Raw genomic sequence first — 26259 nt, forward strand, 5'->3', positions numbered from 1 at the left:
TGGGGGGGAAGGGAGGGAGAGGGAGGGGGGGGGGGGGCGGCGCCCCCCCCGCCCCCCCCCCCCCCCACGGCCGGGGCCGGTCCACGGGAGGACGGACCGGCGCCTGGTCTGGACTCATGTGACGGTCTCGGGGACGACCGCGCTGTCCACCGGTCCAGGCCGGGTCTGGCGAACGGGGCGTGCCACGGCCGGCGGGCCGGGCACCGTCCCTCAGAGGTCGAGGCCGGTCAGCACCAGGACCCGCTCGTAGGTGTAGTCGTCCATGGCGTAGCGGACGCCCTCACGGCCGACGCCGGAGAGCTTGGCACCGCCGTACGGCATCTGGTCGGCGCGGTACGACGGTACGTCGCCGATGATCACGCCGCCGACCTCCAGCGCACGGTGCGCACGGAACGCCGCCTGCACATCGTGGGTGAACACCCCCGCCTGGAGCCCGTACTTGGAGTCGTTGACCGCGGCGAACGCGGCGGCCTCGCCGTCGACCTTCGCGACCGAGAGCACCGGCCCGAAGACCTCCTCGCAGGCGAGGGTGGTGTCGGCGGGCAGCTCGGCGAGGACGGTCGGCGCGTACGCGGCGCCCTCCCGCTTGCCACCGGTGAGCAGCTTGGCGCCGGCCGCGACGGCCTCGTCCACCCATGCCTCGACGCGCTCGGCCGCGGCCTGGCTGACCAGCGGGCCGACCTCGGTCGCGGCGTCGGACGGGTCGCCGGTGACCTGTGCCTCGACCGCCGCGACGATCTTGGGCACCAGGCGGTCGTAAACCTGCGCGTCGGCGATCACGCGCTGCACCGAGATGCAGGACTGGCCGCCCTGGTAGTTGGAGAACGTGGCGATCCGCTGGGCCGCCCAGTCCAGGTCCGCCTCGGAGGCGTAGTCGCCGAGGATGACGGCCGCGCCGTTGCCACCCAGCTCCAGGGTGCAGTGCTTACGGGGCACCGAGTCGAGGATGTCGTAGCCGACCTTCTCGGAACCGGTGAACGAGATGACCGGCAGCCGCTCGTCCTGGACCAGCGCCGCCATGCGGTCATTGGGGACCGGCAGGATCGACCAGGAACCGGCCGGCAGGTCGGTCTCGGCGAGAAGCTCACCGAGGATCAGGCCGGACAGCGGCGTGGCGGGCGCCGGCTTGAGGAAGATCGGCACACCTGCCGCGATGGCGGGGGCGATCTTGTGGGCGCAGAGGTTGAGCGGGAAGTTGAACGGGGCGATGCCCAGCACCGTGCCGCGCGGGAAGCGGCGGGTCAGCGCGAGGCGTCCGGCGCCGCCGCCGTCGGTGTCGAGCCGCTGCGCCTCGCCGCCGTTGAAGCGGCGCGCCTCCTCGGCCGCGAACCGGAAGACGGACACGGCGCGGCCGACCTCACCGCGCGCCCACTTGATGGGCTTGCCGTTCTCCGCGGAGATCAGCTGCGCGATCTCCTCCGTACGCTCGACCAGCCGGCGCTCGACGTGGCTGAGGGCCGCGGCGCGGACGTGGGCGGGGGTGGCGGCGAACTCGTCCTGGACGGCGACGGCGGCGGCGATGGCCTCCTCGACCTGCTCCTCGGTCGGGACGCTCACCGTGCCGACGAGACGCCCGTCCCAGGGGGAGGTGACGTCGAAGGTGGTGTCACCGGTGGCCTCGCGGCCGGCGACCCAAAAGGCGGTGGGTGCTGCAGCATTGTTCGGCACAGTGGATCCCGGCCCTTCCGAAGTGGTGGGTGGTGCGCACGGACCGGCGAGCAGATCCGCGCTGTCGACTCTGCCCCCACCGTAGGGGTGCCACACCGCCGTGACGTTTGTCCGAAGCGGCGCAATCCGCCGGTGTGTCTCTCCGCAGTGGACGATGCCGGGGCGGCGCACGGGGGGGCATGGGGCGGAGCGGCTGGTGTGGGTGGGGCGGCTGACGGCCTGTGGGGCGCGTGGCCCCATGCCCCATGCCCCATGCCCCGGCGGAGGGTACGGCCGGGGCCGGTGGCTTCAGTCCCCCGGAGCCCCCGGTACGCCCCGTGTCTCCTCGGTGTCCGAGGTCGCCTTGAGGGCGAGCCACAGCTCCATACGGACGTCCGCGTCGTCCAGGGAGCGGCCCAGGATCTCCTCCACGCGGCGCATCCGATAGCGCAAGGTGTGGCGGTGCACCCCGAGGTCGGCAGCGGCGGCGTCCCACTGCCCGTGCCGGGAGAGCCAGGCACGGAGCGAGGCGACCAGATCGCCCCGGCCGGTCGCATCGTGCTGGCGCAGGGCGCGCAGCAGCCCGTCGGCGAAGGCACGGACGGCGTCATCGGCGAGCAGTGGGAGGACGGAGCCGGCGGCGACGTCCTCGTGCTCGATCAGCGCGCGGCTCCGCCGACGGGCGACGGAGAGCGCCTGTTCGGCCTGACGGTGCGCGGTCGGCGCGCCTCCAGGGCCGGTCGGGGCGGAGAGCCCGGCCGCCAGCAGCTCACCGCCGTACGGGGCCTCACCACGGGGCGCCGCACCACGCGGCGCGGGCGACGGGTCCGGCCGGTCCTCGATGTCCACGGCGAACCGGGCACACGCCTCGGCCGCGGCCCCGCCGTCGGCGACGAGCGCCGTCACCCGCCCCGTCTCGGGCACCACGAGCACCGCCTCGCCCGTACGGGCGGCGGCGGACTCCAGGGCGTCCGCGAGGCCGTCGAGCACACCGGGCCCCGTGCGGTCGGCGCCGCCGTCCGCGGCCACCGGTTCGGCGACCAGCACCCGGAACGGCGCCTCCAGCAGGCCCCCGTAGAGCCGTCCCGCCACGGACCGCGCATGGTCCGGCTCGCCGACCAGCAGCATCTTCAGCACGGCGGAGGCGAGCCGGGCCTCGGCGTCCTGGAGGGCGCGGGAGCGCTCCGTGGCGAGCGTCAGCAGGGCCACGGCGGAGTGGACGGCGTAGCGCTCCGCCGTCCCCAGGGCCGCCCCCGTGCCGACGGCGAGGACGCCCCGTGCCCGCCGCCCCGTGCCCAGGGACTGAAGTTCGACGCGGTCGTCGCCCTCCGCCGCACTGATCACCGCGCTGGCGGGCGCGGGGCGCTCCCGTAGCCGGGCGACGTCGGCGGTGAGCCGGGCGGCGCGGCGGGCCGCCCATTCGGGCGCGGCGGCCAGCACGGCGCCGGACGCGTCGTACAGCGCGGCCCAGCCGTCCAGGTGAGCGGCGAGCCGGGCCAGCAGGTCGGCCGGGCCCTCGGCGCTCAGCGCAGCGCGGGTAAGTTCCCGCTGCGCCTCGAACCCGGCGGTCACTGCGCGGTACTGGTCGGCGGCGACGGCGGCGGAGACGGCCTTGCTGATGGCGATGAACGGGGTCCGGCGAGGCACGCCGAACAGCGGCAGCCCCTCGGCGCGGGCCGCCGCGACGAGCGCCTCGGGGACCTCGTCGTAGTTGACGCCGATCGCGAAGCCGAGGCCGATGACGCCCGCGCGGGCCACCCGGCGTACGTAGGCGCGCGCGGTCTCCTCGTCCTCGGCGTCCAGTTTCAGTGCGGTGATCAGCAGCAGCTCACCGCCCTCCATGTAGGGCACCGGGTCGATCAGCTCGCTGGCGTGGGCCCAGCGGACGGGGACGTCGAGCCGGTCCTCGCCCGCGAGCACGGTCAGCTTGAGCGCGGTGTGGTTGACCAGGGAGGCGAGGGTGTGCGGCATGGGACCTTCGACGGCGACGGGGGCCTGCGGCCACCGCCGGTGGGGCGGGGGCGGCACCGCCCGGGGTTTGGCCGTCCCGTATGAACGGTCGCTGTCGATTCTGCCTCAACGGCAACCGGAGCAGCCGGGCGGCACACACCGCCGACCAGGGCCCCTGCCCTCCGGAGGCGGCCCGTACGGGGCCGAGTGCGGACGGAGCGGCGACGCGGGCGCTTCGCATGGGGCGGCGCGTCCGCGGTGAGCCACGTACGGGGCAGCCGCACGGGGCCCTGCGCATGGGGCCGCTGCACGCCTCCCGCGGCCCGCCCGGAGCAGGCGCCCCGTCCCGCCGTTACCTCCCCAGATCCACCAGAACAGGCGGCGCGTGTTCTCCGCGTACCGAGGTGACCGACAGCACCGCGTGGCCGGGCGGGACGGCGTTGGCGAGGTCGGAGGCGGACCAGCGTTCGCGCTCGACGGTGCGGACGGTGATCGCCTTGGCCGTGGCCGCCTTGCCCGTGACGACGCGGCGGAGCGCGTGGAACACCTTGCCTGCGGTGCTGTACGCGATGATCTGCCGGTCGGTGACGTCGCGGGTCTCCACCCACTCCTTGCCCCACACCTCGGCAAACCGCGCTCCGTCCCAGGTCGTGACGCCGGCGAAGGCCATCCGGCACCCGACCGCGCCGAGCAGTGCACTGCGCAGCGCCTCGGGGACGTCGTCCAGCGCGCGGAGCGTCAGCACCACGCCCGCGTTGGCCGCCCGCAGCCGCTGCAGCCCCCGCAGCGCCTCGGCGGTGATGGTGTGCGCCGCCTCGTCGAGGACCAGGCAGGCGAAGAGTGAGCGGTCGGTGCGGGCCACCGCGGACTCGGTGAACTGGGCCAGCATCAGCCGGGCGAGGATCCGCGACGCCTCGGCATGGCCCCGTTCCGGGAGCTCGACGCGTACCCGCAGCGGCTGGTCGAGCGAGCGCAGCGACACCTGACGGGTGCGCCCCGTGGTGTCGAAGAACCCGGCGAAGGCGGGGCGGTCCAGCAGAGCGATCCGGTCGGCGAGCAGCGTCCCGGCGTCGTCCGGACGCTCGGCCTGCCTGGCGCGGGCGTCCAGTTCGCGCAGTTGCGCCGTGGCGCCGGCGGCGCGCAGCGCCTCGCGCAGCTCCGCCACCGGCTCCGGCGCACCGTCGAGGAGTTCGCGCAGCTCCGGTACGGACGGGAAACGGCCGTGGACAGTGCGGAACGGGCCGAGGAGCTGCCCGAGTGCGGTCGCCGCGCGCCGGCCGTCCGCACCGGCCCGACCGGTCGCCAGATCGCCGACCAGCGCCTCGGCGAGGATGCCGGCCGCCTCGTCGGGATCGGTGGTACCGCCGTAGAGGTCGAGGTCGGTGTCCTGGCCGGGGCGGCCGACGCGGACCACCACGTCGAAGGCGTCATCGGGGCCGAGGTCCGCGCCCACGGGGCCGACGGCCACGACGGCGCACCGCCGGGCGAGCGCCTGGAGGCACATCGACTCGACGACCGGCTTGAGCACCCGGCTGGTCTTGCCGCTGCCCGACGGGCCGACGGCGAGCAGCGAGGTGCCCAACAGACCCGGATCCAGGGCGAGTCCGGCGCCGCGGTGCTGGTGCGGGTTGCGTTCGTGGTCGGCGGCGACACCGATGCGTACCTGGTGCGCCAGGAGGTCGTGGTGGGCGGTCCGGCGGGCCAGATCACGCGCGCCGGACGGGTGCGTCCCGGCGGCGGCGCCGTGCCGCAGGACGGTGTCGGTGAAGGACGCGACGCCGGACGGGCCGCCCCGTGCGGCGCGCCATGCGTGGTCGATGCGGACGACGTCGACGTCGTTCATCCGCCCCGCGCGGGCCTCGGCGGTGAGCTTGTCGGCGGCGTCGACGGCGCCCGCGGCACGCAGCTCGGGCCACTGCGCACGGTCCACGGCCGGTTCGGGCTTCGCCACGGGCGCGCCCTGGCGCATCCTCCGCAGCAGCGGGCCGGCCACCCGCCCGAGCAGTTCGGGCCAGCGACCGAGACGGCCGAAGACGACGGCGATGCCCGCGATCCACATCCCGTAGTAGAGGTAGACGACCCAGACGGTGAAGGTGCCGCTGGTGCGCCAGGAGTCCGGGGTGAGGGCGTAGAGCGGCCACACCCAGTAGTTGCCGAGGTAGTTGTTCCACAGCAACGACCACAGCAGCCACCCGCACAGACCCGAGATGACCGCACCGCTGATCAGCTGGCGCAGCGGGGCACGGTCCGGGTCGACCGCGGGGCGGGGGCGGTGGCCGTACGTCCAGATGCCGGGTGCGGCGGCGGGGCGGGGGGTGCGCAACCAGCGCAGGACCGGGGGCTCGGGCGCCGCCTCGTGCGGGGCGCGCGGCGGCCCCACGGGGGGCGGCGGGGCGGCCGCCGACGGGGCGGCGGGCGGTGCCGCGGGGCGCGGGACGGTGGGTTCGGGTCGGGGTGCTCCGTGCGGTGGCGGCGGAACGGTGTGCGGTGCGTCGTGCGTGCCCTCGGTGTCCATCCGGTGCCCCTTGTCCCCCTTGGACTGTGCCTGCGTCGTTCGTGGACCGTGCCCGCGCCGTGGACCGCACGGGTGCGGTACGCCGCCGCTCAATCTACTGGCCCCGCGCCGTCGCTATGTCCGGCGCGGACAACGCAACACGCGCACTTCTCCCGAACGGAACATGCCAGACCCGGTCCACCGCCCCTAGCCTGCGAGAAAAGACCTTTCGTACGTCCCCTTCCACCCCCAGGAGACTGCCATGACCGAACTGTCCGGAGGCCCCGCCCTCCCCCAGGAGCGTCGCGTCGTCACCGCGATCCCCGGCCCCAAGTCGCAGGCGCTGTGGGAGCGTAAGCAGGCCACCGTGGCGGGTGGCGTCGGTGCGGTGCTGCCCGTCTTCGTCAAGCGCGCCGGCGGCGGTGTCCTGGAGGACGTCGACGGCAACTCCCTCATCGACTTCGGCTCCGGCATCGCCGTGACGTCGGTCGGCAACAGCGCCGAGGCCGTGGTGCGCCGCGCCACCGCGCAGCTCGCGGACTTCACCCACACCTGTGCCATGGTCACGCCGTACGAGCCGTACGTCGAGGTGTGCGAGCAGCTCGCGGAGCTGACGCCGGGCGACCACGCGAAGAAGTCCGCGCTGTTCAACTCGGGTGCGGAGGCGGTGGAGAACGCGGTGAAGATCGCCCGCGCCTACACCAAGCGCCCGGCGGTCGTCGTGTTCGACCACGGCTACCACGGCCGTACGAACCTCACGATGGCGCTGACCGCGAAGAACATGCCGTACAAGCAGGGGTTCGGCCCGTTCGCGCCCGAGGTGTACCGGGTGCCGCTGGCCTACCCGTACCGCTGGCTGACCGGCCCGGAGAACTGTGCGCAGGAGGCCGCCGAGCAGGCCATCACGCAGATCACCAAGCAGATCGGCGCGGAGAACGTCGCGGCGATCATCATCGAGCCGGTGCTCGGTGAGGGCGGCTTCATCGAGCCGGCGAAGGGCTTCCTGCCCGCCATCGCGAACTTCGCGAAGGAGAACGGCATCGTCTTCGTCGCCGACGAGATCCAGTCCGGGTTCTGCCGCACGGGGCAGTGGTTCGCGTGCGAGGACGAGAACATCGTCCCGGACCTGATCACCACTGCCAAGGGCATCGCCGGCGGTCTGCCGCTGGCCGCGGTCACCGGCCGCGCCGAGATGATGGACGCGGCGCACGCGGGCGGCCTGGGCGGCACGTACGGCGGTAACCCGGTGGCGTGCGCGGCGGCGCTGGGCTCCATCGAGACCATGCGTGAGCTGGACCTGAACGCCAAGGCCCGCCGGATCGGCGAGATCATGAAGGCGCGTCTGGGCACGATGGCGGAGAAGTTCGACATCATCGGCGAGGTCCGCGGCCGCGGCGCGATGATCGCGATCGAGCTGGTCAAGTCCGGTTCGAAGGAGCCGAACGCGGAGGCCACCGCCGCGCTCGCGAAGGCGTGCCACCAGGAGGGCCTGCTGGTCCTGACCACCGGTACGTACAGCAACGTGGTGCGTTTCCTGCCGCCGCTGGTCATCGGCGAGGACCTGCTCAACGAGGGCTTGGACATCCTGGAGGCGGCGCTCGCGGCGCTCTGATCCGACTCCCGTCGGGCGGGCGCCATCCCCGCCCGACAGATACGGCACCTCGGCCCGGGGCGCGGCACGGACCGCGTCCCGGGCCGACGTGTGTGCGGGGCCCCGTGCGGCGGCCCCGTGCCTGCGCCCCATGCGTGCGCCCCATGCGCGGGGCCAGGGCACAGGAGCCCCTTGCAGGTCGGCGGGGTGGCAGCGTGAAGAAGATGTGCGAGAGCAATGGCGGCCGGGTGATCCGGCTTTCGGGCGCGTTCCGGGTGCCGTACGGTTTCTGCAGATGAGAGATACACCCCGCTCGCAGGGGACTGCGGGCGACGCCCGGTCGGTGCTTCACCGGCTCCGACCAGGCCGTGCCCTCGCGCACGACTCCGGGGCCTCCGGCTCCGGGAATCCTCACCGATCGGACGGCCGCCCGCCCCAGACCCCCCGGGGCGCGCGGTACCCCGATTCGCGCGGCCGCCTCGGAATCACCCCCCCTGTTCCGAGGCGGCCGATTTCTCTGTCCGGGCACGGTGGCCCCGCTTCCGGGCGCCGTCGGTACCGGTACGCCGCCCAGGTCTTGTTCTGTCTGCTGGTCTTCGCGCTGCTCACCTGGCAGGTGGCCGCGCACGGGGCACTGCGGACGCTGGACGAGCGGTGCGGCCTCGCCCTCGGCGGAAGTGCCGTCCCGGCACCGGTCGCGCAGTTCTTCGCCGATCTCGGCAACATCACCGTCGCGCTACCGGTTCTCCTGGTGGCGGTGGCCTGGGCGCTCTGGCGCTCCGCACGGGCCCGGCGGCGCGCACGGTGCGTCGCACGGGGCGTGGACACCGGCCCGCAGGAGACGCCGCGCACGGTGGAGGGCCCCGGCCCCGTGCCGGTGCGGCGGTGGCTGCCGTCGCTCGCCGCGCTGGGCACGATGGCCCTCGTACCGGCGGTGGTCGTTCCTGCGAAGGTCTGGATCGGACGGCCGGGGCCGCCGCGCATGGCGGGGGCGCCCCATGACGGGTTCTTCCCGTCCGGCCACGCCGCCACCGCCGCGGTCGCGTACGGCCTCGTGGCGCTGTTGCTCCTGCACGAGCGGCGGCGGTCCGGGCGCACGGTGCGCGGGCCCGGTGCGGCGCTCGTCGCCGGAGCCGTCGTCCTGATGAACGTCGGTGTCGGCGTGGGGCTGGTCCGGCAGGGCTACCACTGGCCGCTGGACGTTGTGGCGAGCTGGTGCCTGTCCGGGGTGGTACTGACGCTCTGGTCGGCGGTCTGTGCCCGGTGGTACGAGGCCGGGGGCGCGGGGCGGCACTGACCTGCGGCTGCCCCGCGCATCGCGTCGCATGCGCGCGGCAACGGCCGTGGGGCGCCGCGTGCGTGGGGCGAGCGGTGCACGCACGCCCCAGGCACGGCGCGACGCCGCCGCATGGTGCGGCGCGCGCCGTGACCCGTCCGCGCCCCGTCAGGTGTCGCGGGCGAGCACCGCTGCGGCTTCGTGCAGGGCCAGTTCGAGGAGACCGGGGTCGTTGAGCGTGCCCCGGCCATCAGGAGGAACGATCCAGCGGACGCCCCCGGTGGCCCGGCCCGGGTACGGGACGACGATCCAGGTGCCCTGCCCCACGCCCCGTACGCCGGTGCCCAGCCAGCGCGTGGCGGTGCCCGGCGGGACGAAGAAGCCCACCCGGGAATCCCCGAAGTCGGCCAGGACCGGGCCGGGCCGGGGTGTCACCCACGTCAGGACGTCGAGGGTGGGGTAGCCGAGTTTCCCGTCGACGATCAGAACGTCCCACCGCCTGCCGGCCGGCAGGAGAACCACCCCCAGCGGGCTGCGTTCCCATTCCCACCGGCAAGCATCGGGATCGGGTGCCACCGATACCAGCCACTCCACTGCGCGCTTCGCCCCCGCGGCGTTCATGTCTCTTCCTCGCTCTCCCGGCCCGTTCGGGCAGGTCCACGGGGAGAGGGCGCGGGGGCGGCATCCTTACACGGGTCCGCGGAATATTTTTTCCGCCGGTGTGTGCGGTCGGAAAGACGGGGGCGCGGACGACCACCGCGTACGGGCACCGCGGGGCGTCGGCCGAGGGGCGGCGGGCCGTTCGTACGGCGGCAGTCGGCGTACGAGGACGGACGGCGCCCCGTGCGAGCGCGGTCCCGGCAAGCACCCGCCGCATGGGGCGCGGGCCCCATGCGGCGGCTCCGGGACCGGCCCCATACGGCGGTACCGCGGCGGGCGCCTCAGCTGTCGAAGCCGAGGCCCGCCTTGTCCATCGCCCGTAGCCACAGGTTGCGCTGTCCCTCGCGGGCGTCGGCGCGGGTCATCGACCACTGGGTGATCCCGATCCCGGCCCAGCGCAGCGGTTCGGGCGGGAACGGGAGCGGCTTGCTGCGGACCATCTCCAGCTCGGTGCGTTCGGTGCGCTCCCCGGAGAGGAGGTCGAGCATCACCTCGGCGCCGAAGCGGGTGGCGCCCACGCCGAGACCGGTGTAGCCCGCGGCGTACGCGACGCGCCCCTTGTGCGCGGTGCCGAAGAAGGCGGAGAAGCGGGAGCAGGTGTCGATGGCGCCGCCCCATGCGTGGCTGAAGCGGACCCCTTCCAGCTGGGGGAAGCACTGGAAGAAGTGCCGGGCGAGCTTGGCGTAGGTGGCGGGGTGATGGTCGTACTCGGCCCGTACGCCGCCGCCGTAGCGGTAGACGATGTCGTAGCCGCCCCACAGGATGCGGTGGTCGGCGGTGAGGCGGAAGTAGTGGAAGTGGTTGTTGCTGTCGGAGAGGCCCTGGCGGCCGCGCCAGCCGATGGCGTCGCGCTGCTCCTCGGTGAGCGGTTCGGTCATCAGCGCGTGGTCGTAGACCGGGACGACGTACGAGCGCACACGCCGCACCAGGGACGGGAACGCGTTGGTACCGAGAGCCACCTGGCGCGCGAAGACGCGGCCGTAGGGGGTGCGCACGGCCATGCCGCCGCGGTACGGGGCGAGGCCCGTGGCGCGGGTGTGTTCGTGGAAGCGGACGCCGAGGTCGCGGCAGGCGCGTTTGAGGCCCCATGCGAGGCGTGCGGGGTTCAGCATGGCGACGCCGTCGCGGTCCCAGAGACCGGCGTGGAAGGTCGGTGAGTCGACCTCGGCGCGCAGGGCGTCGCGGTCGAGGAAGGTGTACCGGTCGCCGTGGCCGAGGCGGGCGGCGTCCTCGGCCGCCTCCTCCAGTTCGGCGATCTGGTGGGGCCGGGTGGCGATGTCGATCTCACCGGTGCGTTCGAAGGCGCAGTCGATGCCGTGGCGGGTGACGGTGTCCGCGATGGCGTCGAGGTTGCGCAGGCCGAGTTCTTCGAGGCGGGCGAGCTCGCCGGGCCAGCGGGCGAGGCCGTTGCCGAGACCGTGGGTGAGGGAGGCGGCGCAGAAGCCGCCGTTGCGTCCGGAGGCGGCCCAGCCGGTTTCGGCGCCCTCGATGAGCAGGACGTCGCGGTGCGGGTCGCGTTCCTTGGCGAGCAGCGCGGTCCACAGTCCCGAGTAGCCGCCGCCGACGACGAGGAGGTCGCAGTGGGTGTCGCCGGTGAGGGCGGGCAGTGCGGCGGGGCGGTCGGGGTCGTCGAGCCAGAACGGGGCGGGGGTGGCGACCGCGAGGGCGTGGACGGGGGACGGGGCGTTCATGGCAGCTCGTGCCATGGTTCTCAGCTCCTCTTTCTGCGTGCGCCGGCCAGTTGGCCGACGACGACGCACACGACGGCGATGAGGAACATCGCCGTACCGATGACATTGATCTGAACGGGCGTGCCCCGCTGTGCCGATCCCCAGACGAACATGGGGAAGGTCACGGTGGAGCCGGCGTTGAAGTTGGTGATGATGAAGTCGTCGAAGGAGAGCGCGAAGGAGAGCAGCGCGCCCGCGGCGATGCCGGGCGCGGCGATCGGCAGCGTCACCCGCAGGAAGGTCTGTACGGGGGTGGCGTAGAGGTCCTGGGCGGCCTGCTCCAGGCGCGGGTCCATGCTCATCACGCGGGCCTTGACGGCGGTGACGACGAAGCTCAGGCAGAACATGATGTGGGCGATGAGGATCGTCCAGAAGCCGAACTGTATGCCCATGTTGAGGAAGAGGGTGGCCAGTGACGCGGCCATGACGACCTCGGGCATCGCCATCGGCAGGAAGATCAGGGTGTTGACGGTGGAGCGGGCGCGGAAGCGGTAGCGGGCCAGCGCGAAGGCGATCATGGTGCCGAGGGCGGTGGCGCCGAGCGTGGCCCAGACGGCTATCCGCAGGCTGAGGCCGAGGGAGCCGCAGAGGTCGGCGACGCCGCACGGGTCGGTCCAGGCGTCGGTCGAGAAGCGCTGCCACTGGTAGTTGAAGCGGCCGTTGGGCTTGTTGAACGAGAAGATCAGGACGATGACGTTGGGCAGGACCAGATAGGCCAGCGTGCACAGTCCGGCGATCGTGACGAGGTGGCGGCGGAGCCTGCCGGGGCGCCGCACGGTGCGGGCGCGTGGGGCGGCGTCGGTGGTCTCGTAGGCGGTCATCAGACCAGGTCCTCCGTCCCGGACTTGCGGATGTAGAAGGTGACCATGGCGAGGATCGCCGCCATGAGGAGGAACGAGAGCGCGGCGGCGGTGGGGTAGTCCAGGACGCGCAGGAACTGCGACTGGATGACGTTGCCGATCATCTTCTGGTCGGTGGAGCCGAGGAGTTCGGCGTTGATGTAGTCGCCGGTGGCGGGGATGAAGGTCAGCAGGGTTCCGGCGACGACACCGGGCATGGACAGCGGGAACGTCACCCGGCGGAAGGTGGTGGCGGGGCGCGCGTAGAGGTCGCCGGCGGCCTCGTGCAGCCGGGGGTCGATGCGTTCCAGCGAGGTGTAGAGCGGCAGCACCATGAACGGCAGGAAGTTGTAGGTGAGGCCGCAGACCACGGCGAGCGGGGTGGCGAGGACCCGGTGGCCGTCGGTGAGCCCCAGCCAGCTGGTGACGTCGAGGACGTGGAGCGCGTTCAGGGCGCCCACCACGGGGCCGCCGTCCGCGAGGATCGTCTTCCAGGCGAGGGTGCGGATGAGGAAGCTGGTGAAGAACGGGGCGATGACGAGGATCATCACGAGGTTGCGCCAGCGTCCGGCCTTGAAGGCGATGAGGTAGGCGAGCGGGTAGCCGAGCAGCAGGCACAGCCCCGTCGCGGTGGCGGCGTAGAGGACGGAGCGGACGAACTGCGGCCAGTACTGGACGAGCGCGTCCCAGTAGGTGGCGACGTGCCAGGTGACGCGGAAGCCGTCCTCCAGCGAGCCGGTCTGCAGCGACGTCGACGCCTGGTAGACGAGCGGGGCGGCGAAGAAGACCAGCAGCCAGGCGATGCCGGGCAGCAGCAGCCAGTAGGGGACGAGCCGTTTGCGCAGCGGTGGCGTGCGGACCTCGGGCGGCGCGTCCTCGGGGGCGGGCGCGGGGGCCTCGGTGACGGTGCTCATGCGGCCTCCTCGTCGGCGTCGGCGCCGGCGCTGATGTCCTGCGCGGCGTCGAGGCCGAAGGTGTGCGCGCCGCTCCAGTGCGCGACGACGTCGGCTCCGGGCACGAGGCGGCCGTCGCGGGCGATGTTCTGTTCGTAGACGGCGAGTTCGCCGACGCCGGGGACGTCGAGGAGGTACTGCGTGGAGACGCCGATGAACGCGGCGTCCTTGATGCGGCCGGCCAGCCGGTTGTGGCCCTCGGGGACGGCGTCGTCGGGATGGGCCAGGGCCATCTTCTCGGGGCGGACCCCGGCGAGGAGCTTGTCCCCCGTGCGGGCGGTGCCGGGACAGCGGCGGGCCGGCACGCGGAGCGCGCGGTCGGCGGCGCGCAGCAGCAGATCGTCCCCGTCGGCGCCGGTGACTTCGGCCTCGATGAGGTTGGAGGTGCCCAGGAAGTTGGCGACGAAGGTGGTGGCGGGGTTCTCGTAGAGGTCGGCGGGGGCGCCGAGTTGTTCGACGCGGCCGCCGTTCATCACGGCGACGGTGTCGGCCATCGTCATGGCCTCTTCCTGGTCGTGGGTGACGTGTACGAACGTGATGCCGACCTCGGTCTGGATGCGTTTGAGTTCGAGCTGCATCTGGCGGCGGAGCTTGAGGTCGAGGGCGCCGAGCGGTTCGTCGAGGAGCAGCACCTGCGGGTGGTTGATCAGGGCGCGGGCGACCGCGACGCGCTGCTGCTGTCCGCCGGAGAGCTGCTGGGGTTTGCGGCGCGCCATGGGGCCGAGCTGGACGAGGTCGAGCATCTCCTCGACCTGCTTCTTCACGGACTTGATGCCGCGGCGGCGCAGTCCGAATGCGACGTTCTCGTAGATGTCGAGGTGCGGGAAGAGCGCGTAGTTCTGGAAGACGGTGTTGACGTGGCGCTTGTAGGGCGGCAGGGCGGTGACGTCCTCGCCGGAGAGTTCGACGGTGCCGGTGGTCGGGTCCTCCAGGCCGGCGATCATCCGCAGGGTGGTGGTCTTGCCGCAGCCCGACGCGCCGAGGAGGGCGAAGAAGGAGCCTGCGGGGACGGTGAGGTCGAGTGGGTGGACGGCGGTGAAGGAGCCGTACGTCTTGCTGATCCGGCGCAGGCGGACGTCGCCGCCGCTGCCGCTCTGGGGGCTTGCGGTCTTCGTCATGTCGGTCGTCCCGTGTCTCGGAGGTCGAAGCGGCGCATGGGGCAAGGGCGTGGGGCCGCGGGGCAGCGGCATGGGGCCGCGGGGCGGGGCGCATGGGGCGCGGCGCATGGCGCCCCGTGGGGCGTGCGGGTCAGGCACCGGTGAGGTCGGAGAACTTCCGCGCGTACTCCTTGTTCTCCTCGGTGGTCAGGGCGCGGAAGGCGTGGGACCGTGCGGCCATGTCCGCGTCGGGGAGGATCAGCGGGTTGTCCGCCAGCTCCTTGTCGATCTTCGCGAGTTCGTCGCGGACGCCGTCGACGGGGCAGGTGTAGTTGATGTACGCGGCGAGCCGGGCGGCGGCCTTGGGCTCGTAGTAGTAATCGATGAGGCGTTCCGCGTTCCGCTTGTGGCGCGCCCCGTTCGGGACCATCAAGTTGTCGGACGAGATCATGTAGCCGGCCTTGGGGACGGCGTAGGCGATGTCCGGGTTGTCCTTCTGGAGTTGGACGATGTCTCCGGCCCAGGCGATGCAGGCGGCGAGGTCGCCCTTGTCGAGGTCGTTGGTGTAGTCGTTGCCGGTGAAGCGGCGGATCTGTCCCCGGTCGACGCCCTGCCGGATCCGGGCGAGGGCCGCGTCGTAGTCGGCGGCGGTGACGTCCTCGGGGCGTTTGCCCATGTCGAGGAGGGTCAGTCCGACGCTGTCGCGCATCTCGGAGAGGAAGCCGACCCGTCCCTTGAGGCGCGGGTCGTCCAGCAGTTGGCTGACGGAGTCGACGGTGCGGCCGCCGGTGGCCTTCTTGTTGTACGCGATGAGCGCGGGGATGCCCTGCCAGGGGTAGGAGTGGGCGCGGTCGGGGTCCCAGGCGGGGCGGCGGAACTGTGCGGCGAGGTGCGCCGTGGCGTGCGGGAGGTGGGCGGGGTCGAGCCGCTGGACCCAGCCGAGGGAGATCATCCGGGCGCAGAGCCAGTCGGTGAGCACGACCAGGTCGCGGCCGGTGTCCTGGCCCGCCGCGAGTTGGGCCTGGATCTTGCCGAAGAACTCGTCGTTGTCGTTGATGTCCTCGGTGTACCGGACGGTGACGCCGGTGCGGCGGGTGAACGCCTCCAGGGTGGGCCGGTGCTTGCCGTCGTCGCTGACGTCCATGTACTCGGTCCAGTTGGAGAAGGCGAGACGTTTCTCCGTGGCCGAATGGTCGGGTGTCCGGGCCGCGTCGGTGCGGCCGGCGGGTGGGATGCCGCACGCGGACAGGGCGAACGAGCCGCCGAGCGCGGTCGCGGCGAGGGCGCTCGCGCGCAGCACGGAGCGGCGGGTCATGGCGAGCCGGCCGTCGCGCATGCTGCGCCGCACCGCGGCGGCCTCGGGCGGGGAGAGCGGGGCGGGCTGGTGGTGGTGCTCCATGCGCGGAGGGCCCTTTCCAGGTGGACCGGCATGGTGCCGGTACTGACGTTGCCGCGCGGCGCCCGCGGCCGGGGGTGGGACGGGCATGGTGCCGGGCGTCATGCGGAGGTTCTTCTTGGGGCGGTGCGGGGGCACGGGGGTGATGGTGAACAGGGTGTGGTGCATGGGGCGCGGTGCACGGGCGGGTGCTGGGCGGTACCTGTTGGTGGGGGGGGGAGGTGGTGTGGGCGTGGTCCGGGCTGCCCCGTGCACGAGGCACGGGGCAGGGCGCATGGGGCGGAGCGGGCTCCTCGCGCCTGGGGCGCCGGGGCCCCGACGGGGGTCGAGGCCGTGCCGGTACGGCGATCCGGCGCGTGGGGCGCGCGCTCCGTGCCAGCGCCGCCCGCGTGGGGCGCCGTCAGCCGCCTGTCCTCGCCGTACGACGTGAGACGGGTCGGGGCCCCGCCGCTCCGGCCTCATGCGGGGCTCCGCGCGGCCGCCCCATGCACGGCGTCCCATGCGCGCCGCCCCGCGGACAGCCGACGGCGGCGGAGTCCCCGGGCGGCCCCAACGCGAGCTACACACACGGCATGAGGGCCCCGCATGGGGCGGGGCAGCCACGCGCGGTGCACGTCCCCCGGGCCCGCATGGTGCGCCCGCCCCACGCGGGCCCTGCCACACAAGCCGGACGCCCCGCTCGGCGCTCCCTGAGGCAAGCGCCCCACGGCGCACGCCTCGCGCCGCACGCCCCGTGTCGGATTACGCCCGGTCTCCGAAGACTGTCCGGTGCCAGTCCTTCCTCGCCATCCCGGTGATGTCGTACATGACGTGCTTGACCTGGGTGTACTCCTCGAAGGAGTACGCGGACATGTCCTTGCCGTAGCCGGACGCCTTGGCGCCGCCGTGCGGCATCTCGCTGATGATCGGGATGTGGTCGTTGACCCACACGCAACCGGCCTTGATCTCGCGGGTGGCGCGCCCCGTGCGGTAGACGTCCCGGCTCCATGCGGAGGCGGCGAGGCCGTAGGGGGTGTCGTTGGCGAGCGCGATGCCCTCGTCGTCACTGTCGAAGGGCAGCACCACCAGCACCGGGCCGAAGATCTCCGACTGAACGATCTCGCTGTCCTGGGGTGCGCCGGTGATCAGGGTGGGCCGGTAGTACGCGCCCCTCGCCAGGGCGCCCTGGGGCGCCTCGCCGCCGGTGACGACGGTGGCGTAGGCGCGCGCCCGGTCGACGAAACCGGCGACGCGGTCGCGCTGGGCGTGCGAGATGAGCGGGCCGAGGTCGGTGGAGCGGTCGAAGGGATCGCCGACCCGTACGGTCGCCATGAGGTCGGCGACACCGGCCACGAACGCTTCGTACAGGGGACGTTGGACGTACGCCCGGGTCGCCGCGGTGCAGTCCTGGCCCGAGTTGATCAGGGCGCCGGCGACCGCCCCGTGCACGGCCGCCTCCAGGTCGGCGTCGTCGAAGACCACGAACGGGGCCTTGCCGCCCAGTTCGAGGTGGAGGCGTTTGACGGTGGCCGTGGCGACCTCGGCGACGCGCTTGCCGACGGCGGTCGATCCGGTGAAGGACGTCATCGCGACGCCGGGGTGGTCGACGAGGTGTTCACCGGCGTCCCGCCCCGCGCCGGAGACGATGTTCAGGGCCCCGTCCGGCAGCCCCGCGCGGGTGGCGGCCTGCGCGAACATCAGGGAGGTCAGCGGGGTGATCTCGGCGGGCTTGAGGACGATGGTGTTCCCGGCGGCGAGCGCGGGCAGCACCTTCCACGCGGCCATCTGGAGCGGGTAGTTCCAGGGCGCGATGGAGCCGACGACGCCGACGGCCTCGCGCCGCACGGCGGAGGTGTGGTCCGGGCTGTACTCCGCTGCGGCCTTGCCCTCCAGGTGGCGAGCGGCCCCGGCGAAGAACGCCGCATTGTCGATGGAGCCCGGTACGTCGAACTCCTCGCTGAGTTTGAGGGGCTTTCCGCAGTTCAGCGACTCGGCGTAGGCGAGGTCGGCGGAGTCCTCGGCGAGCGCTGCGGCGAAGCGGTGCAGCGTGTCGGAGCGCTCCCCCGGGGTGACGCCGCTCCATGCGGGAAAGGCGCGGCGCGCGGCGTCGACCGCGGCGTCCACGTCGCCGGTGTCGGCGAGCGCGTAGGTGTGGAGCTGCTCACCGGTCGCCGGGTCCACCACGACCTGGGTGCGGCCCGATGTGCCGCCCCGGAGCCGTCCGTCGATGAATTGCGCACCCTCGGCAAACCGCTCGGACACATCGAATCGCTGATCCATGGTGCTCTCCTGAGCCGGTCCAGAGCCGTTCCACGGCGCGACCGGGCGTAGCTCATTGCGGAAATGATGGCCGATCCTGACAGAGCCCCTGGTGGCCAACAAGGGATTCCGTAGTTTCCTTTTGGTCACGCGACGAATTCTGCGAATTCCGTGGCGCGGACGCCCGACACGTTGTCGGTGCCCGCTGACAGAATCCCGGCATGATGCACGACGCGACGGGGACCGCGCGGAACGACACCGCCGAACTGCCTCTGGATCTGCCCGCACTGCGCCGGGCGGTGGCCGCGGGGCGGCGCTTCCGGTACCTCCACTTCTGGGGCCATGCACCGCGCCGCGACGGCGCGCTCGGACCGAGCTGCCTCAGCCAGTGGTGGCCCGCCCCGTTCACCGTCGACGGCGTCACCTACGCGACCGCGGAGCACTGGATGATGGCGGGCAAGGCCCGGCTGTTCGGCGATGCCGAGGCGGAGCGGCGGGCCGTCGAGGCGCGCCACCCGCGGGAGGCGAAGGCCGCGGGGCGCGCGGTGCGCGGTTTCGACGACGCACGGTGGCAGGAGCACCGCTTCGCGCTGGTCGTCGAGGGCAGCGTGCACAAGTTCGGCAGCGATGCCGCCCTGGGGGACTTCCTGCGGGCCACCCGCCGCCGCGTCCTGGTGGAGGCCAGCCCGGTGGACCGTATATGGGGCATCGGCCTGGCCGCCGACGACGAGCGGGCCGCGGACCCGGCCCGCTGGCGGGGCCCCAACCTCCTCGGCTTCGCCCTCATGGAGGCCCGCCGCAGACTTGACGAGACGGAGGCGGGAGTGGGGGCGGTGTAAGACGCAAAGCGCACCGTACCGAGCGAGCGTGACGCCGAGCAGCGCCCCGAGGGCGCCGGTGATCGGCGCGGCGCTGCCGTAGCCGTTGCGCGGCCGGGACCGTACCCGCTGCCACCCGTCACCGGAGCGCACCCCATCCGAGAAGTCGGCCTGCATCCGGTAAGACCGGCCCTCGGGCGGCGCCCTGGTGCCGCATACGATGACGGGCGTCTCCGCACATCGCTGCGCCACTGACCAGGAGGAACGTTGTCCGATCTCGATGCCTTCATCGCGGGCCTGCCCAAGGCGGAGCTGCATGTCCACCACGTCGGATCGGCCTCTCCCCGGATCGTCGCGGAACTCGCCGCCCGGCATCCGGACTCCGCGGTCCCCACCGACCCCGAGGCGCTAACCGATTTTTTCACCTTCCGCGACTTCCGGCACTTCATCCAGGTCTACCTCTCCGTCGTGGACCTCATCCGTGACGCGGCGGACGTCCGGCTGCTGACGTACGAGGTCGCCCGCGACATGGCGCGGCAGAACATCCGGTACGCGGAACTGACCGTCACCCCGTTCAGCTCGACCAGCCGCGGCATCCCGGACGCCGCGTTCGTCGAGGCGATCGAGGACGCCCGTAAGTCGGCGGAGACCGAGCTGGGCGTGGTGCTGCGCTGGTGCTTCGACATTCCTGGCGAGGCGGGGCTGGCGGCGGCCGAGGAGACGACGCGGATCGCCTGTGAGCTGCAGCCCGAGGGGCTTGTTTCGTTCGGGCTCGGCGGGCCCGAGATCGGTGTGCCGCGGGGCCAGTTCGCCCCGTATTTCGACCGTGCCCGCGCGTTGGGGCTGCGCTCCGTGCCGCATGCCGGGGAGACCACGGGGCCGCAGACCATCTGGGACGCGCTCCACGAACTGCGCGCCGAACGCATCGGGCACGGCACCAGCGCCGTCCAGGATCCGAAGCTGCTGGCCCATCTCGCCGAGCACGCCATCCCGTTGGAGGTCTGCCCCACGTCCAACATCGCGACCCGCGCGGTGCGCACGCTGGACGAGCACCCGGTCAAGGCGATGGCCGACGCGGGGCTGCTGATCACGGTCAACAGCGACGACCCGCCCATGTTCGGCACCGACCTCAACACCGAATACGGTGTGGCCGCCCGGCTGTTGGACCTGGACACGGACGGTGTCGCGGCGTTGGCGAAGAACGCGGTGACGGCGTCCTTCATGGATGCCCCGGCCAAGGCCCGTCTGGCCGCCGAGATCGACGCCTACGCGGCGGCGCAGCGGGCGTAGCCCCCATCGGCGCGGCGGGCACGGGCGGCGACGCCCGGCCCGCCTCCGCCCTGTGCGGCGGGCGCGCCCCATGCGGCGTCCCGACCGTGCTCCATGCGGCACGCATCCGGGCCCTGTGCGGCGCAGATCGGCGCCCCGTGCGCGTCAGCGGTGACTCATGATCCGTGCCACGCCGTGGGAGGCGATGGCGGCGGCGAAGGCGATGCCCGCCCCGCGCAGCGCGTCCCCCGCGCGCATCGGTGTGAGGAGCCCGGCGCGGCGCAGCCGGTGGCGGGCCCAGAGGGTGAAGGGGATGACGACGGTCGGAGAGGTGGCCGACCCGGGCGTGTAGGCGCGGACGGCGGCTGCCTGGGCGAGGTGCATGAGGGCGTGCAGTCCGAAGCCGTTCAGGGCGCCCTGGTAGAACGCGGAGCGGCCGCCGGTCCGGTACCCCTGGAGCGCTGCGGTCGCCACCACCGCGCCTATCACTGCGACGGCCCGGTTGAATTCCCGCTGATCGGTCCGTTCCAGGGTCCGCCACACCCCCTCCGAAACGGCAGGCAGCTGCCGACGCAGGTGCGGCAGGTTCTTCCGGATCCAGCGCGGCCCGAACGCCACTTCCTCGGCGTCGTGCAGGGCCCAGGCCGCGAAGAGCCCGAGGGTCACGGCGGGCGGGACTCCTCGCGAGGCCGGTGTGCGGTGTGTCATAAGTGACGAGTCTGACACGGGAGTTGATCGCGCGTACGGCGTTGCCGTGCAGACGTCCCGGACGCTGCCCGGCATACGGTCACCACGCCCTCGCCGTCACGTCCGCATGAGGCCCGTACCGTCCCGTGCCCCGTGCCCTATGCCCCACGCCTCGTGCTCCGTGCGCGCCGCCCCGCTCCCCCTCCCTCCCTACAGCCCCACGATCGCGTTCCACTCCCCCGCGAGGGCGGGGCGTTCCGCCGGCGTGATGTCGCGGGCGATGGCGAGGCGCTTGCGCATGGCGGTGTCGGGGAAGATCAGCGGGTCCTCGGCAAGGGCGGCGCGCTCCTTGTCCTTGGAGGCGGCCAGGACCTCACGGGCGGCCGGTACGGGGCAGACGTAGTTGACCCAGGCGGCCAGGTCGGCGGCGACGTCGGGCCGGTAGTAGTGGTCGATGAGCTGCTCGGCGTTGTGCTTGTGGGATGCCAGGTTGGGGATCATCATGCTCTCCGCCCACAGCTCGCCGCCTTCCTCGGGCACCACGAAGGCGATGTCCGGGTTGTCGGCCTTCAGCTGGATGACGTCGCCGGAGTACGCCTGGGCGGCGATCACGTCGCCGGAGTCGAGGTCCTTGATGTAGTCGTTGCCGGTGAACCGGCGGATGTGGCCCCGTGCGACGAGACGGCGCAGCCGGTCGGTCATCCGGTGGAAGTCGTCGGGCCGCCAGTGGGCGATGTCGACACCCTCGCCCTGGAGCAGCATGGCGAACGCCTCGTCGATCCCGGAGAACAGGCTGACCCGGCCTCGGAGGTCGTCGTGCCACAGGTCGGCGACGCTCCGGATCTCGCGGCCGAGCCTGCGGCGGTTGTAGGCGATGCCGGTGATGCCCGACTGCCAGGGCACGCTGTGCCTGCGGCCGGGGTCGAACGGCGGGGACGCGAGCTGCGGGTCGAGGTTGCGGGCGACATGCGGCTGCGCCGTGCGGTCCATCTCCTGGACCCAGCCGAGGCGGACGTAGCGTGCGCACATCCAGTCGCTGATGACGACCAGGTCGCGCCCCGTGGGCTGGTGGTTCATCAGCGCGGGGCCGATCTTGCCGAAGAACTCGTCGTTGTCGTTGATCTCCTCGGTGTACGTCACGGAGATCCCGGTCCGCCGCCGGAACGCGTCGAGGGTGGGCCGGCGCTGCTTGTCGTGGTCGTCGACGTCGATGTACAGCGGCCAGTTGGCGAAGACGAGCCGGTGGTCGGCGGCCGAACGGTCGGGGGCCGCGCGGTCGGCGGCCCGTACATAGGCGGGCGGCACACCGCATCCGGCGAGGCCGGCGAGCGCCGCCGCCGTACCGATTCCGACAGTGCCCCGGAGCAGCGAACGCCGCGTGAGTTCCGACATGGCGTGCACTCTCATGCCTCACGGACGGCGGCGGCAAGCCGACAGAACGTCAACTGCCGGTCCACCACGCGCGACGGTCTGCCGGGCGAAGACCCGCATGGGGCGCTTCGCATGGGGCGTTTCGCATGAGGCGGAGCCCATGGGGCGCTGCGCATGGGGCACGGCACACGGAGCCCTGCGCACGGGGCGCCTGGCGCCAGGCGCGCATGGGGCGGAACGCATGGGGCCACCCGCACCAGCCCCGTACGGGGCGAAGCCCCCACCCCCGCATGAGGCAGAGCGCCCCGTCCCCGCATGAGGCGGAGCCCCCCGGCGCACCACACCACGCATGGAGCCGGCCGCACGAGGGCCCCGCCCCCCAAGCCCCTCCGCAGCACACACCCCCACCAACGCACAGGGCCCCACACACCGCGCATGGCGCGCGGCGCATGGGGCCACTGACTACGAGACACACGGGGCACTCCCCACCCACGCATGAGACACCCGGCATGGGGCGCTCGGCATGGGCCCGCATGGGGCTCCCCGCACGGTGCGGGGCACCAGGCCCCGCACCGTCAGCCGTCCAGCGACGTCATCACGTGCTTGACGCGGGTGTAGTCGTCGAAGCCGTACGCGGAGAGGTCCTTGCCGTAGCCGGACTTCTTGAAGCCGCCGTGGGGCATCTCGGCGACGAGCGGGATGTGGGTGTTGATCCACACACAGCCGAAGTCGAGGGCCTTGGACATCCGCATGGCGCGGGCGTGGTCCTTGGTCCACACCGAGGAGGCGAGGGCGTACTCGACGCCGTTGGCCCACTCCGTGGCCTGCTCCTCGTCGCGGAACGACTGGACGGTGATGACCGGGCCGAACACCTCGTGCTGGACGATCTCGTCGTCCTGCTTGAGGCCGGAGACGACGGTCGGGGCGAAGAAGTAGCCCTTCTCACCGACCTGTTCGCCACCCGCCTCGATCTTGGCGTGCGCGGGCAGCCGCTCGATGAAGCCCTTGACCTGCTTGAGCTGGTTGGCGTTGTTCAGCGGGCCGTAGAGCACGTCCTCCTCGTCGACCGCGCCGGTCTTCGTCTCCGAGGCGGCCTTGGCGAGCGCGGCGACGAACTCGTCGTGGATGGACTCGTGGACGAGCACCCGGGTCGCGGCGGTGCAGTCCTGACCGGCGTTGAAGTAGCCGGCGACCGAGATGTCCTCGACGGCCTTGGGGATGTCGGTGTCCTCGAAGACCACGACCGGGGCCTTGCCGCCCAGCTCCAGGTGGACGCGCTTGAGGTCCTTGGACGCGGACTCGGCGACCTGCATGCCGGCGCGCACGGAGCCGGTGATGGAGGCCATCGCGGGCACCGGGTGCTCGACCATCAGGCGGCCGGTCTCCCGGTCGCCGCAGACGACGTTGAACACACCGCGGGAGTGGCCCAGTTCGTCCAGCACGGAGCCGATGATCTCGCCGATCAGGACGGTCGAGGCGGGGGTGGTGTCGGAGGGCTTGATGACGACGGTGTTGCCCGCGGCGAGCGCCGGGGCGAACTTCCACACGGCCATCATCATCGGGTAGTTCCACGGTGCGACCTGGGCGCAGACGCCGATCGGCTCGCGGCGGATGATGGACGTGAAGCCGTCCATGTACTCGCCGGCCGAGCGGCCCTCCAGCATCCGGGCGGCCCCCGCGAAGAAGCGGATCTGGTCCACCATCGGCGGGATTTCCTCGGAGCGGACGAGGGCGACCGGCTTGCCGCAGTTCTCGGACTCGGCGGCGATCAGCTCCTCGGCGCGCTCCTCGAAGCGGTCCGCGATCTTGAGGAGGACCTTCTGGCGCTCGGCGGGGATCAGGTCGCGCCAGGCGGGGAAGGCGGCCTCGGCCGCGGCCATCGCCGCGTCCACGTCGGCGGCCCCGGAGAGCGGCGCGGTGGCGTACGGCTCGCCCGTGGCCGGGTTGACCACCTCCGTGGTCCGCCCGTCGGCGGCGTCCCGGAACTCCCCGTCGATGTAGTTGCGCAGACGACGCAGTGCGGTGGTCACTGTGCGCCCCCTTCAATCAGATGTCCGGTGGTTGAGACACCCACCCTAGCCATGAACCCGACGCTTTCAACACACCCGCCACTCCCTAACAACGAAATCAGTGAAAATTCGATCGTGATGCAACTGATTTCATCGCTTACAGGTTGCGAGACCGACGAGGCTCGTGCACAGTGAGGGACGTGGCCCCTCGCAACAGTCACGACAGACGTGACCGCACCCCGTCGATCGACTCCGTCTCCCTGGCGATCATCGAGCAGCTCCAGGAGGACGGGCGCCGTCCGTACGCCGCGATCGGCAAGGCCGTCGGCCTGTCCGAGGCAGCCGTACGCCAGCGCGTACAGAAACTGCTCGACCAAGGCGTGATGCAGATCGTCGCCGTCACCGACCCCCTCACGGTCGGTCTCCGGCGGCAGGCAATGGTCGGCATCAATGTCGAGGGCGACCTCGACCCCGTGGCCGATGCCCTCACCGCCATGGAGGAGGTCGAGTACGTCGTCATGACGGCGGGCTCCTTCGATCTGCTGATCGAGATCGTCTGCGAGGACGACGACCACCTGCTGGAAATGATCAACAAGCGGATCCGCACGCTGCCCGGCGTCCGGACGACCGAGAGCTTCGTCTATCTGAAGCTCCGGAAGCAGACCTACACCTGGGGAACGAGATAGCAATGAGCGCCGACCTCTCCAAGACGGCGTACGACCACCTGTGGATGCACTTCACCCGCATGTCGTCGTACGAGAACGCCCCCGTGCCGACGATCGTGCGCGGCGAGGGCACCAACATCTACGACGACAAGGGCAAGCGCTACATCGACGGCCTGGCCGGCCTCTTCGTGGTCAACGCCGGTCACGGGCGGGTGGAGCTGGCCGAGACCGCCGCCAAGCAGGCGCAGGAGCTGGCCTTCTTCCCGGTGTGGTCCTACGCGCACCCCAAGGCCGTCGAGCTGGCCGAGCGGCTGGCCGACTACGCCCCCGGCGACCTCAACAAGGTCTTCTTCACCACGGGCGGCGGTGAGGCGGTCGAGACCGCCTGGAAGCTCGCCAAGCAGTACTTCAAGCTCACCGGCAAGCCGATGAAGCACAAGGTGATCTCCCGCGCGGTGGCCTACCACGGCACCCCGCAGGGCGCCCTGTCGATCACCGGTCTGCCGGGCCTGAAGGCGCCCTTCGAGCCGCTGGTCCCCGGCGCGCACAAGGTGCCCAACACCAACATCTACCGCGCCCCGATCCACGGCGACGCCCCCGAGGCGTTCGGCCGCTGGGCCGCCGACCAGATCGAGCAGCAGATCCTCTTCGAGGGCCCCGAGACCGTCGCGGCCGTCTTCCTGGAGCCGGTGCAGAACGCCGGTGGCTGCTTCCCGCCGCCCCCCGGCTACTTCCAGCGCGTCCGCGAGATCTGCGACCAGTACGACGTGCTGCTCGTCTCCGACGAGGTCATCTGCGCGTTCGGCCGTCTGGGCACGATGTTCGCGTGCGACAAGTTCGGCTACGTCCCGGACATGATCACCTGCGCCAAGGGCATGACCTCGGGCTACTCCCCGATCGGCGCCTGCATCATCTCCGACCGCCTGGCCGAGCCGTTCTACCAGGGCGACAACACCTTCCTGCACGGCTACACCTTCGGCGGCCACCCGGTCTCGTCCGCCGTGGCGCTCTCCAACTTCGACATCTTCGAGCGCGAGGGCCTGAACAAGCACGTCCTGGAGAACGAGGGCAACTTCCTCTCGACCCTCCAGAAGCTCCACGACCTGCCGATCGTCGGCGACGTCCGCGGCAACGGCTTCTTCTACGGCATCGAGCTGGTCAAGGACAAGAACACGAAGGAATCCTTCAACGAGGAGGAGACCGAGCGCGTTCTGTACGGCTTCCTGTCCAAGGCGCTGTACGACAACGGTCTGTACTGCCGCGCCGACGACCGCGGTGACCCGGTCATCCAGCTGGCGCCGCCGCTCATCGCCGACCAGTCGGTCTTCGACGAGATCGAGCAGATCCTGCGCACCGTGCTGACGGAGGCGTGGACCAAGCTCTGATCCCCCGCGCCGTTCCGGTCCACTCCGGTCCGGTGTCGATCAGGAGCTTGCACAACCGAAGATCGCACGGCCCGAATTCGCTCAAGAGAAGCCATAGGAGTGAATTCGGGCCGTTGTGCACGCCCAGCGCCGAATCATGGGGGTCCGCAGTCCTTACCGTGCCAGTGACCGATACCCTCCATGG

General features: G+C 72.2%; 19 protein-coding genes. 6 read left to right on the plus strand and 13 right to left on the minus strand.

Annotated elements, in window-relative coordinates; translation table 11 throughout:
* Nucleotides 1–210 precede the first annotated feature (210 nt).
* The 3 genes from ACZ4U4_RS26980 to ACZ4U4_RS26990 form a co-directional block, all read right to left on the minus strand.
* On the minus strand, nt 211–1668 hold the full coding sequence (locus ACZ4U4_RS26980; RefSeq protein WP_467879329.1) for an aldehyde dehydrogenase family protein: 1458 nt from the start codon (nt 1666–1668) through the stop codon (nt 211–213).
* A gap of 288 nt (nt 1669–1956) precedes the next feature.
* Entirely contained in the window at nt 1957–3618 is a 1662-nt protein-coding gene (locus ACZ4U4_RS26985; protein ID WP_467879331.1) for a PucR family transcriptional regulator, read from the minus strand.
* A gap of 331 nt (nt 3619–3949) precedes the next feature.
* Entirely contained in the window at nt 3950–6112 is a 2163-nt protein-coding gene (locus ACZ4U4_RS26990; protein ID WP_467879333.1) for an ATP-binding protein, read from the minus strand.
* A gap of 241 nt (nt 6113–6353) precedes the next feature.
* Here ACZ4U4_RS26990 and gabT point away from each other — a divergent pair, with 241 nt between their 5' ends.
* Nucleotides 6354–7703: a 4-aminobutyrate--2-oxoglutarate transaminase gene (gabT, locus tag ACZ4U4_RS26995; protein WP_467879335.1), complete on the plus strand. Its 1350-nt coding sequence runs from the start codon at nt 6354–6356 to the stop codon at nt 7701–7703.
* 556 nt (nt 7704–8259) lie between these two features.
* Nucleotides 8260–8979 carry a phosphatase PAP2 family protein gene (locus ACZ4U4_RS27000; RefSeq protein WP_467879338.1) on the plus strand — a complete coding sequence of 240 codons (720 nt, stop codon included), beginning with the start codon at nt 8260–8262 and terminating at the stop codon, nt 8977–8979.
* 147 nt (nt 8980–9126) lie between these two features.
* Here the strand turns inward: ACZ4U4_RS27000 and ACZ4U4_RS27005 are convergent, their stop codons facing one another.
* From ACZ4U4_RS27005 to ACZ4U4_RS27035, 7 genes are all read right to left on the minus strand, one after another.
* On the minus strand, nt 9127–9579 hold the full coding sequence (locus tag ACZ4U4_RS27005; protein ID WP_467879341.1) for a hypothetical protein: 453 nt from the start codon (nt 9577–9579) through the stop codon (nt 9127–9129).
* Between the two features lie 320 nt (nt 9580–9899).
* Entirely contained in the window at nt 9900–11324 is a 1425-nt protein-coding gene (locus ACZ4U4_RS27010; protein ID WP_467879343.1) for an NAD(P)/FAD-dependent oxidoreductase, read from the minus strand.
* A gap of 5 nt (nt 11325–11329) precedes the next feature.
* Complete coding sequence (locus tag ACZ4U4_RS27015) at nt 11330–12169, minus strand: ABC transporter permease (protein WP_467879345.1); 840 nt, start codon at nt 12167–12169, stop codon at nt 11330–11332.
* Nucleotides 12169–13101, minus strand: coding sequence for an ABC transporter permease (locus ACZ4U4_RS27020; RefSeq protein ID WP_467879347.1), 933 nt, complete (start codon nt 13099–13101; stop codon nt 12169–12171). Before ACZ4U4_RS27020 ends, ACZ4U4_RS27015 begins: the two co-directional genes overlap by 1 nt.
* A complete protein-coding gene (locus tag ACZ4U4_RS27025) occupies nt 13098–14258 on the minus strand; it encodes an ABC transporter ATP-binding protein (RefSeq protein ID WP_467879348.1) in 1161 nt (386 codons plus the stop codon). Before ACZ4U4_RS27025 ends, ACZ4U4_RS27020 begins: the two co-directional genes overlap by 4 nt.
* Before the next feature lie 130 nt (nt 14259–14388).
* Nucleotides 14389–15636 carry a polyamine ABC transporter substrate-binding protein gene (locus ACZ4U4_RS27030; protein ID WP_467879532.1) on the minus strand — a complete coding sequence of 416 codons (1248 nt, stop codon included), beginning with the start codon at nt 15634–15636 and terminating at the stop codon, nt 14389–14391.
* A 738-nt stretch (nt 15637–16374) separates the two neighbouring features.
* Nucleotides 16375–17892, minus strand: a complete 1518-nt coding sequence (locus tag ACZ4U4_RS27035; protein ID WP_467879350.1) for a gamma-aminobutyraldehyde dehydrogenase — start codon at nt 17890–17892, stop codon at nt 16375–16377.
* Between the two features lie 200 nt (nt 17893–18092).
* On the opposite strand from ACZ4U4_RS27035, the gene ACZ4U4_RS27040 reads away from it, so the two are divergent.
* Both ACZ4U4_RS27040 and ACZ4U4_RS27045 read left to right on the plus strand, forming a co-directional pair.
* Entirely contained in the window at nt 18093–18710 is a 618-nt protein-coding gene (locus tag ACZ4U4_RS27040; protein ID WP_467879353.1) for an NADAR family protein, read from the plus strand.
* 246 nt (nt 18711–18956) lie between these two features.
* A complete protein-coding gene (locus ACZ4U4_RS27045; protein WP_467879354.1) occupies nt 18957–19979 on the plus strand; it encodes an adenosine deaminase in 1023 nt (340 codons plus the stop codon).
* 144 nt (nt 19980–20123) lie between these two features.
* Here ACZ4U4_RS27045 and ACZ4U4_RS27050 read toward each other — a convergent pair whose 3' ends face one another.
* The 3 genes from ACZ4U4_RS27050 to ACZ4U4_RS27060 all read right to left on the minus strand — a co-directional run bounded on the left by ACZ4U4_RS27050 (nt 20124) and on the right by ACZ4U4_RS27060 (nt 24046).
* Nucleotides 20124–20666, minus strand: a complete 543-nt coding sequence (locus ACZ4U4_RS27050; protein WP_467879357.1) for an HXXEE domain-containing protein — start codon at nt 20664–20666, stop codon at nt 20124–20126.
* Between the two features lie 189 nt (nt 20667–20855).
* A complete protein-coding gene (locus tag ACZ4U4_RS27055) occupies nt 20856–22037 on the minus strand; it encodes a polyamine ABC transporter substrate-binding protein (protein ID WP_467879359.1) in 1182 nt (393 codons plus the stop codon).
* Between the two features lie 554 nt (nt 22038–22591).
* The gene (locus ACZ4U4_RS27060) at nt 22592–24046 is read right to left on the minus strand and encodes a gamma-aminobutyraldehyde dehydrogenase (protein ID WP_467879362.1); all 1455 of its coding nucleotides are present in this window, start codon (nt 24044–24046) and stop codon (nt 22592–22594) included.
* A 179-nt stretch (nt 24047–24225) separates the two neighbouring features.
* Here ACZ4U4_RS27060 and ACZ4U4_RS27065 point away from each other — a divergent pair, with 179 nt between their 5' ends.
* Both ACZ4U4_RS27065 and ACZ4U4_RS27070 read left to right on the plus strand, forming a co-directional pair.
* Nucleotides 24226–24711: an Lrp/AsnC family transcriptional regulator gene (locus ACZ4U4_RS27065; RefSeq protein WP_467879365.1), complete on the plus strand. Its 486-nt coding sequence runs from the start codon at nt 24226–24228 to the stop codon at nt 24709–24711.
* Nucleotides 24712–24713: 2 nt separating this feature from the next.
* Entirely contained in the window at nt 24714–26075 is a 1362-nt protein-coding gene (locus tag ACZ4U4_RS27070; RefSeq protein WP_467879367.1) for an aspartate aminotransferase family protein, read from the plus strand.
* The last annotated feature ends 184 nt before the right edge of the window (nt 26076–26259 follow it).

The sequence above is a fragment of the Streptomyces sp. NPDC029159 genome (genome assembly GCF_055564055.1).

Excerpts from the sequence above, each read along its gene's own strand:
- ACZ4U4_RS26985 (WP_467879331.1), bottom strand. The coding sequence starts at position 3,618 with ATGCCGCACACCCTCGCCTCCCTGGTCAACCACACCGCGCTCAAGCTG.
- ACZ4U4_RS26990 (WP_467879333.1), bottom strand. The coding sequence starts at position 6,112 with ATGGACACCGAGGGCACGCACGACGCACCGCACACCGTTCCGCCGCCA.
- gabT (WP_467879335.1), top strand. The coding sequence starts at position 6,354 with ATGACCGAACTGTCCGGAGGCCCCGCCCTCCCCCAGGAGCGTCGCGTC.
- ACZ4U4_RS27005 (WP_467879341.1), bottom strand. The coding sequence starts at position 9,579 with ATGAACGCCGCGGGGGCGAAGCGCGCAGTGGAGTGGCTGGTATCGGTG.
- ACZ4U4_RS27010 (WP_467879343.1), bottom strand. The coding sequence starts at position 11,324 with ATGGCACGAGCTGCCATGAACGCCCCGTCCCCCGTCCACGCCCTCGCG.
- ACZ4U4_RS27015 (WP_467879345.1), bottom strand. The coding sequence starts at position 12,169 with ATGACCGCCTACGAGACCACCGACGCCGCCCCACGCGCCCGCACCGTG.
- ACZ4U4_RS27020 (WP_467879347.1), bottom strand. The coding sequence starts at position 13,101 with ATGAGCACCGTCACCGAGGCCCCCGCGCCCGCCCCCGAGGACGCGCCG.
- ACZ4U4_RS27025 (WP_467879348.1), bottom strand. The coding sequence starts at position 14,258 with ATGACGAAGACCGCAAGCCCCCAGAGCGGCAGCGGCGGCGACGTCCGC.
- ACZ4U4_RS27030 (WP_467879532.1), bottom strand. The coding sequence starts at position 15,636 with ATGGAGCACCACCACCAGCCCGCCCCGCTCTCCCCGCCCGAGGCCGCC.
- ACZ4U4_RS27035 (WP_467879350.1), bottom strand. The coding sequence starts at position 17,892 with ATGGATCAGCGATTCGATGTGTCCGAGCGGTTTGCCGAGGGTGCGCAA.
- ACZ4U4_RS27040 (WP_467879353.1), top strand. The coding sequence starts at position 18,093 with ATGATGCACGACGCGACGGGGACCGCGCGGAACGACACCGCCGAACTG.
- ACZ4U4_RS27050 (WP_467879357.1), bottom strand. The coding sequence starts at position 20,666 with ATGACACACCGCACACCGGCCTCGCGAGGAGTCCCGCCCGCCGTGACC.
- ACZ4U4_RS27055 (WP_467879359.1), bottom strand. The coding sequence starts at position 22,037 with ATGTCGGAACTCACGCGGCGTTCGCTGCTCCGGGGCACTGTCGGAATC.
- ACZ4U4_RS27070 (WP_467879367.1), top strand. The coding sequence starts at position 24,714 with ATGAGCGCCGACCTCTCCAAGACGGCGTACGACCACCTGTGGATGCAC.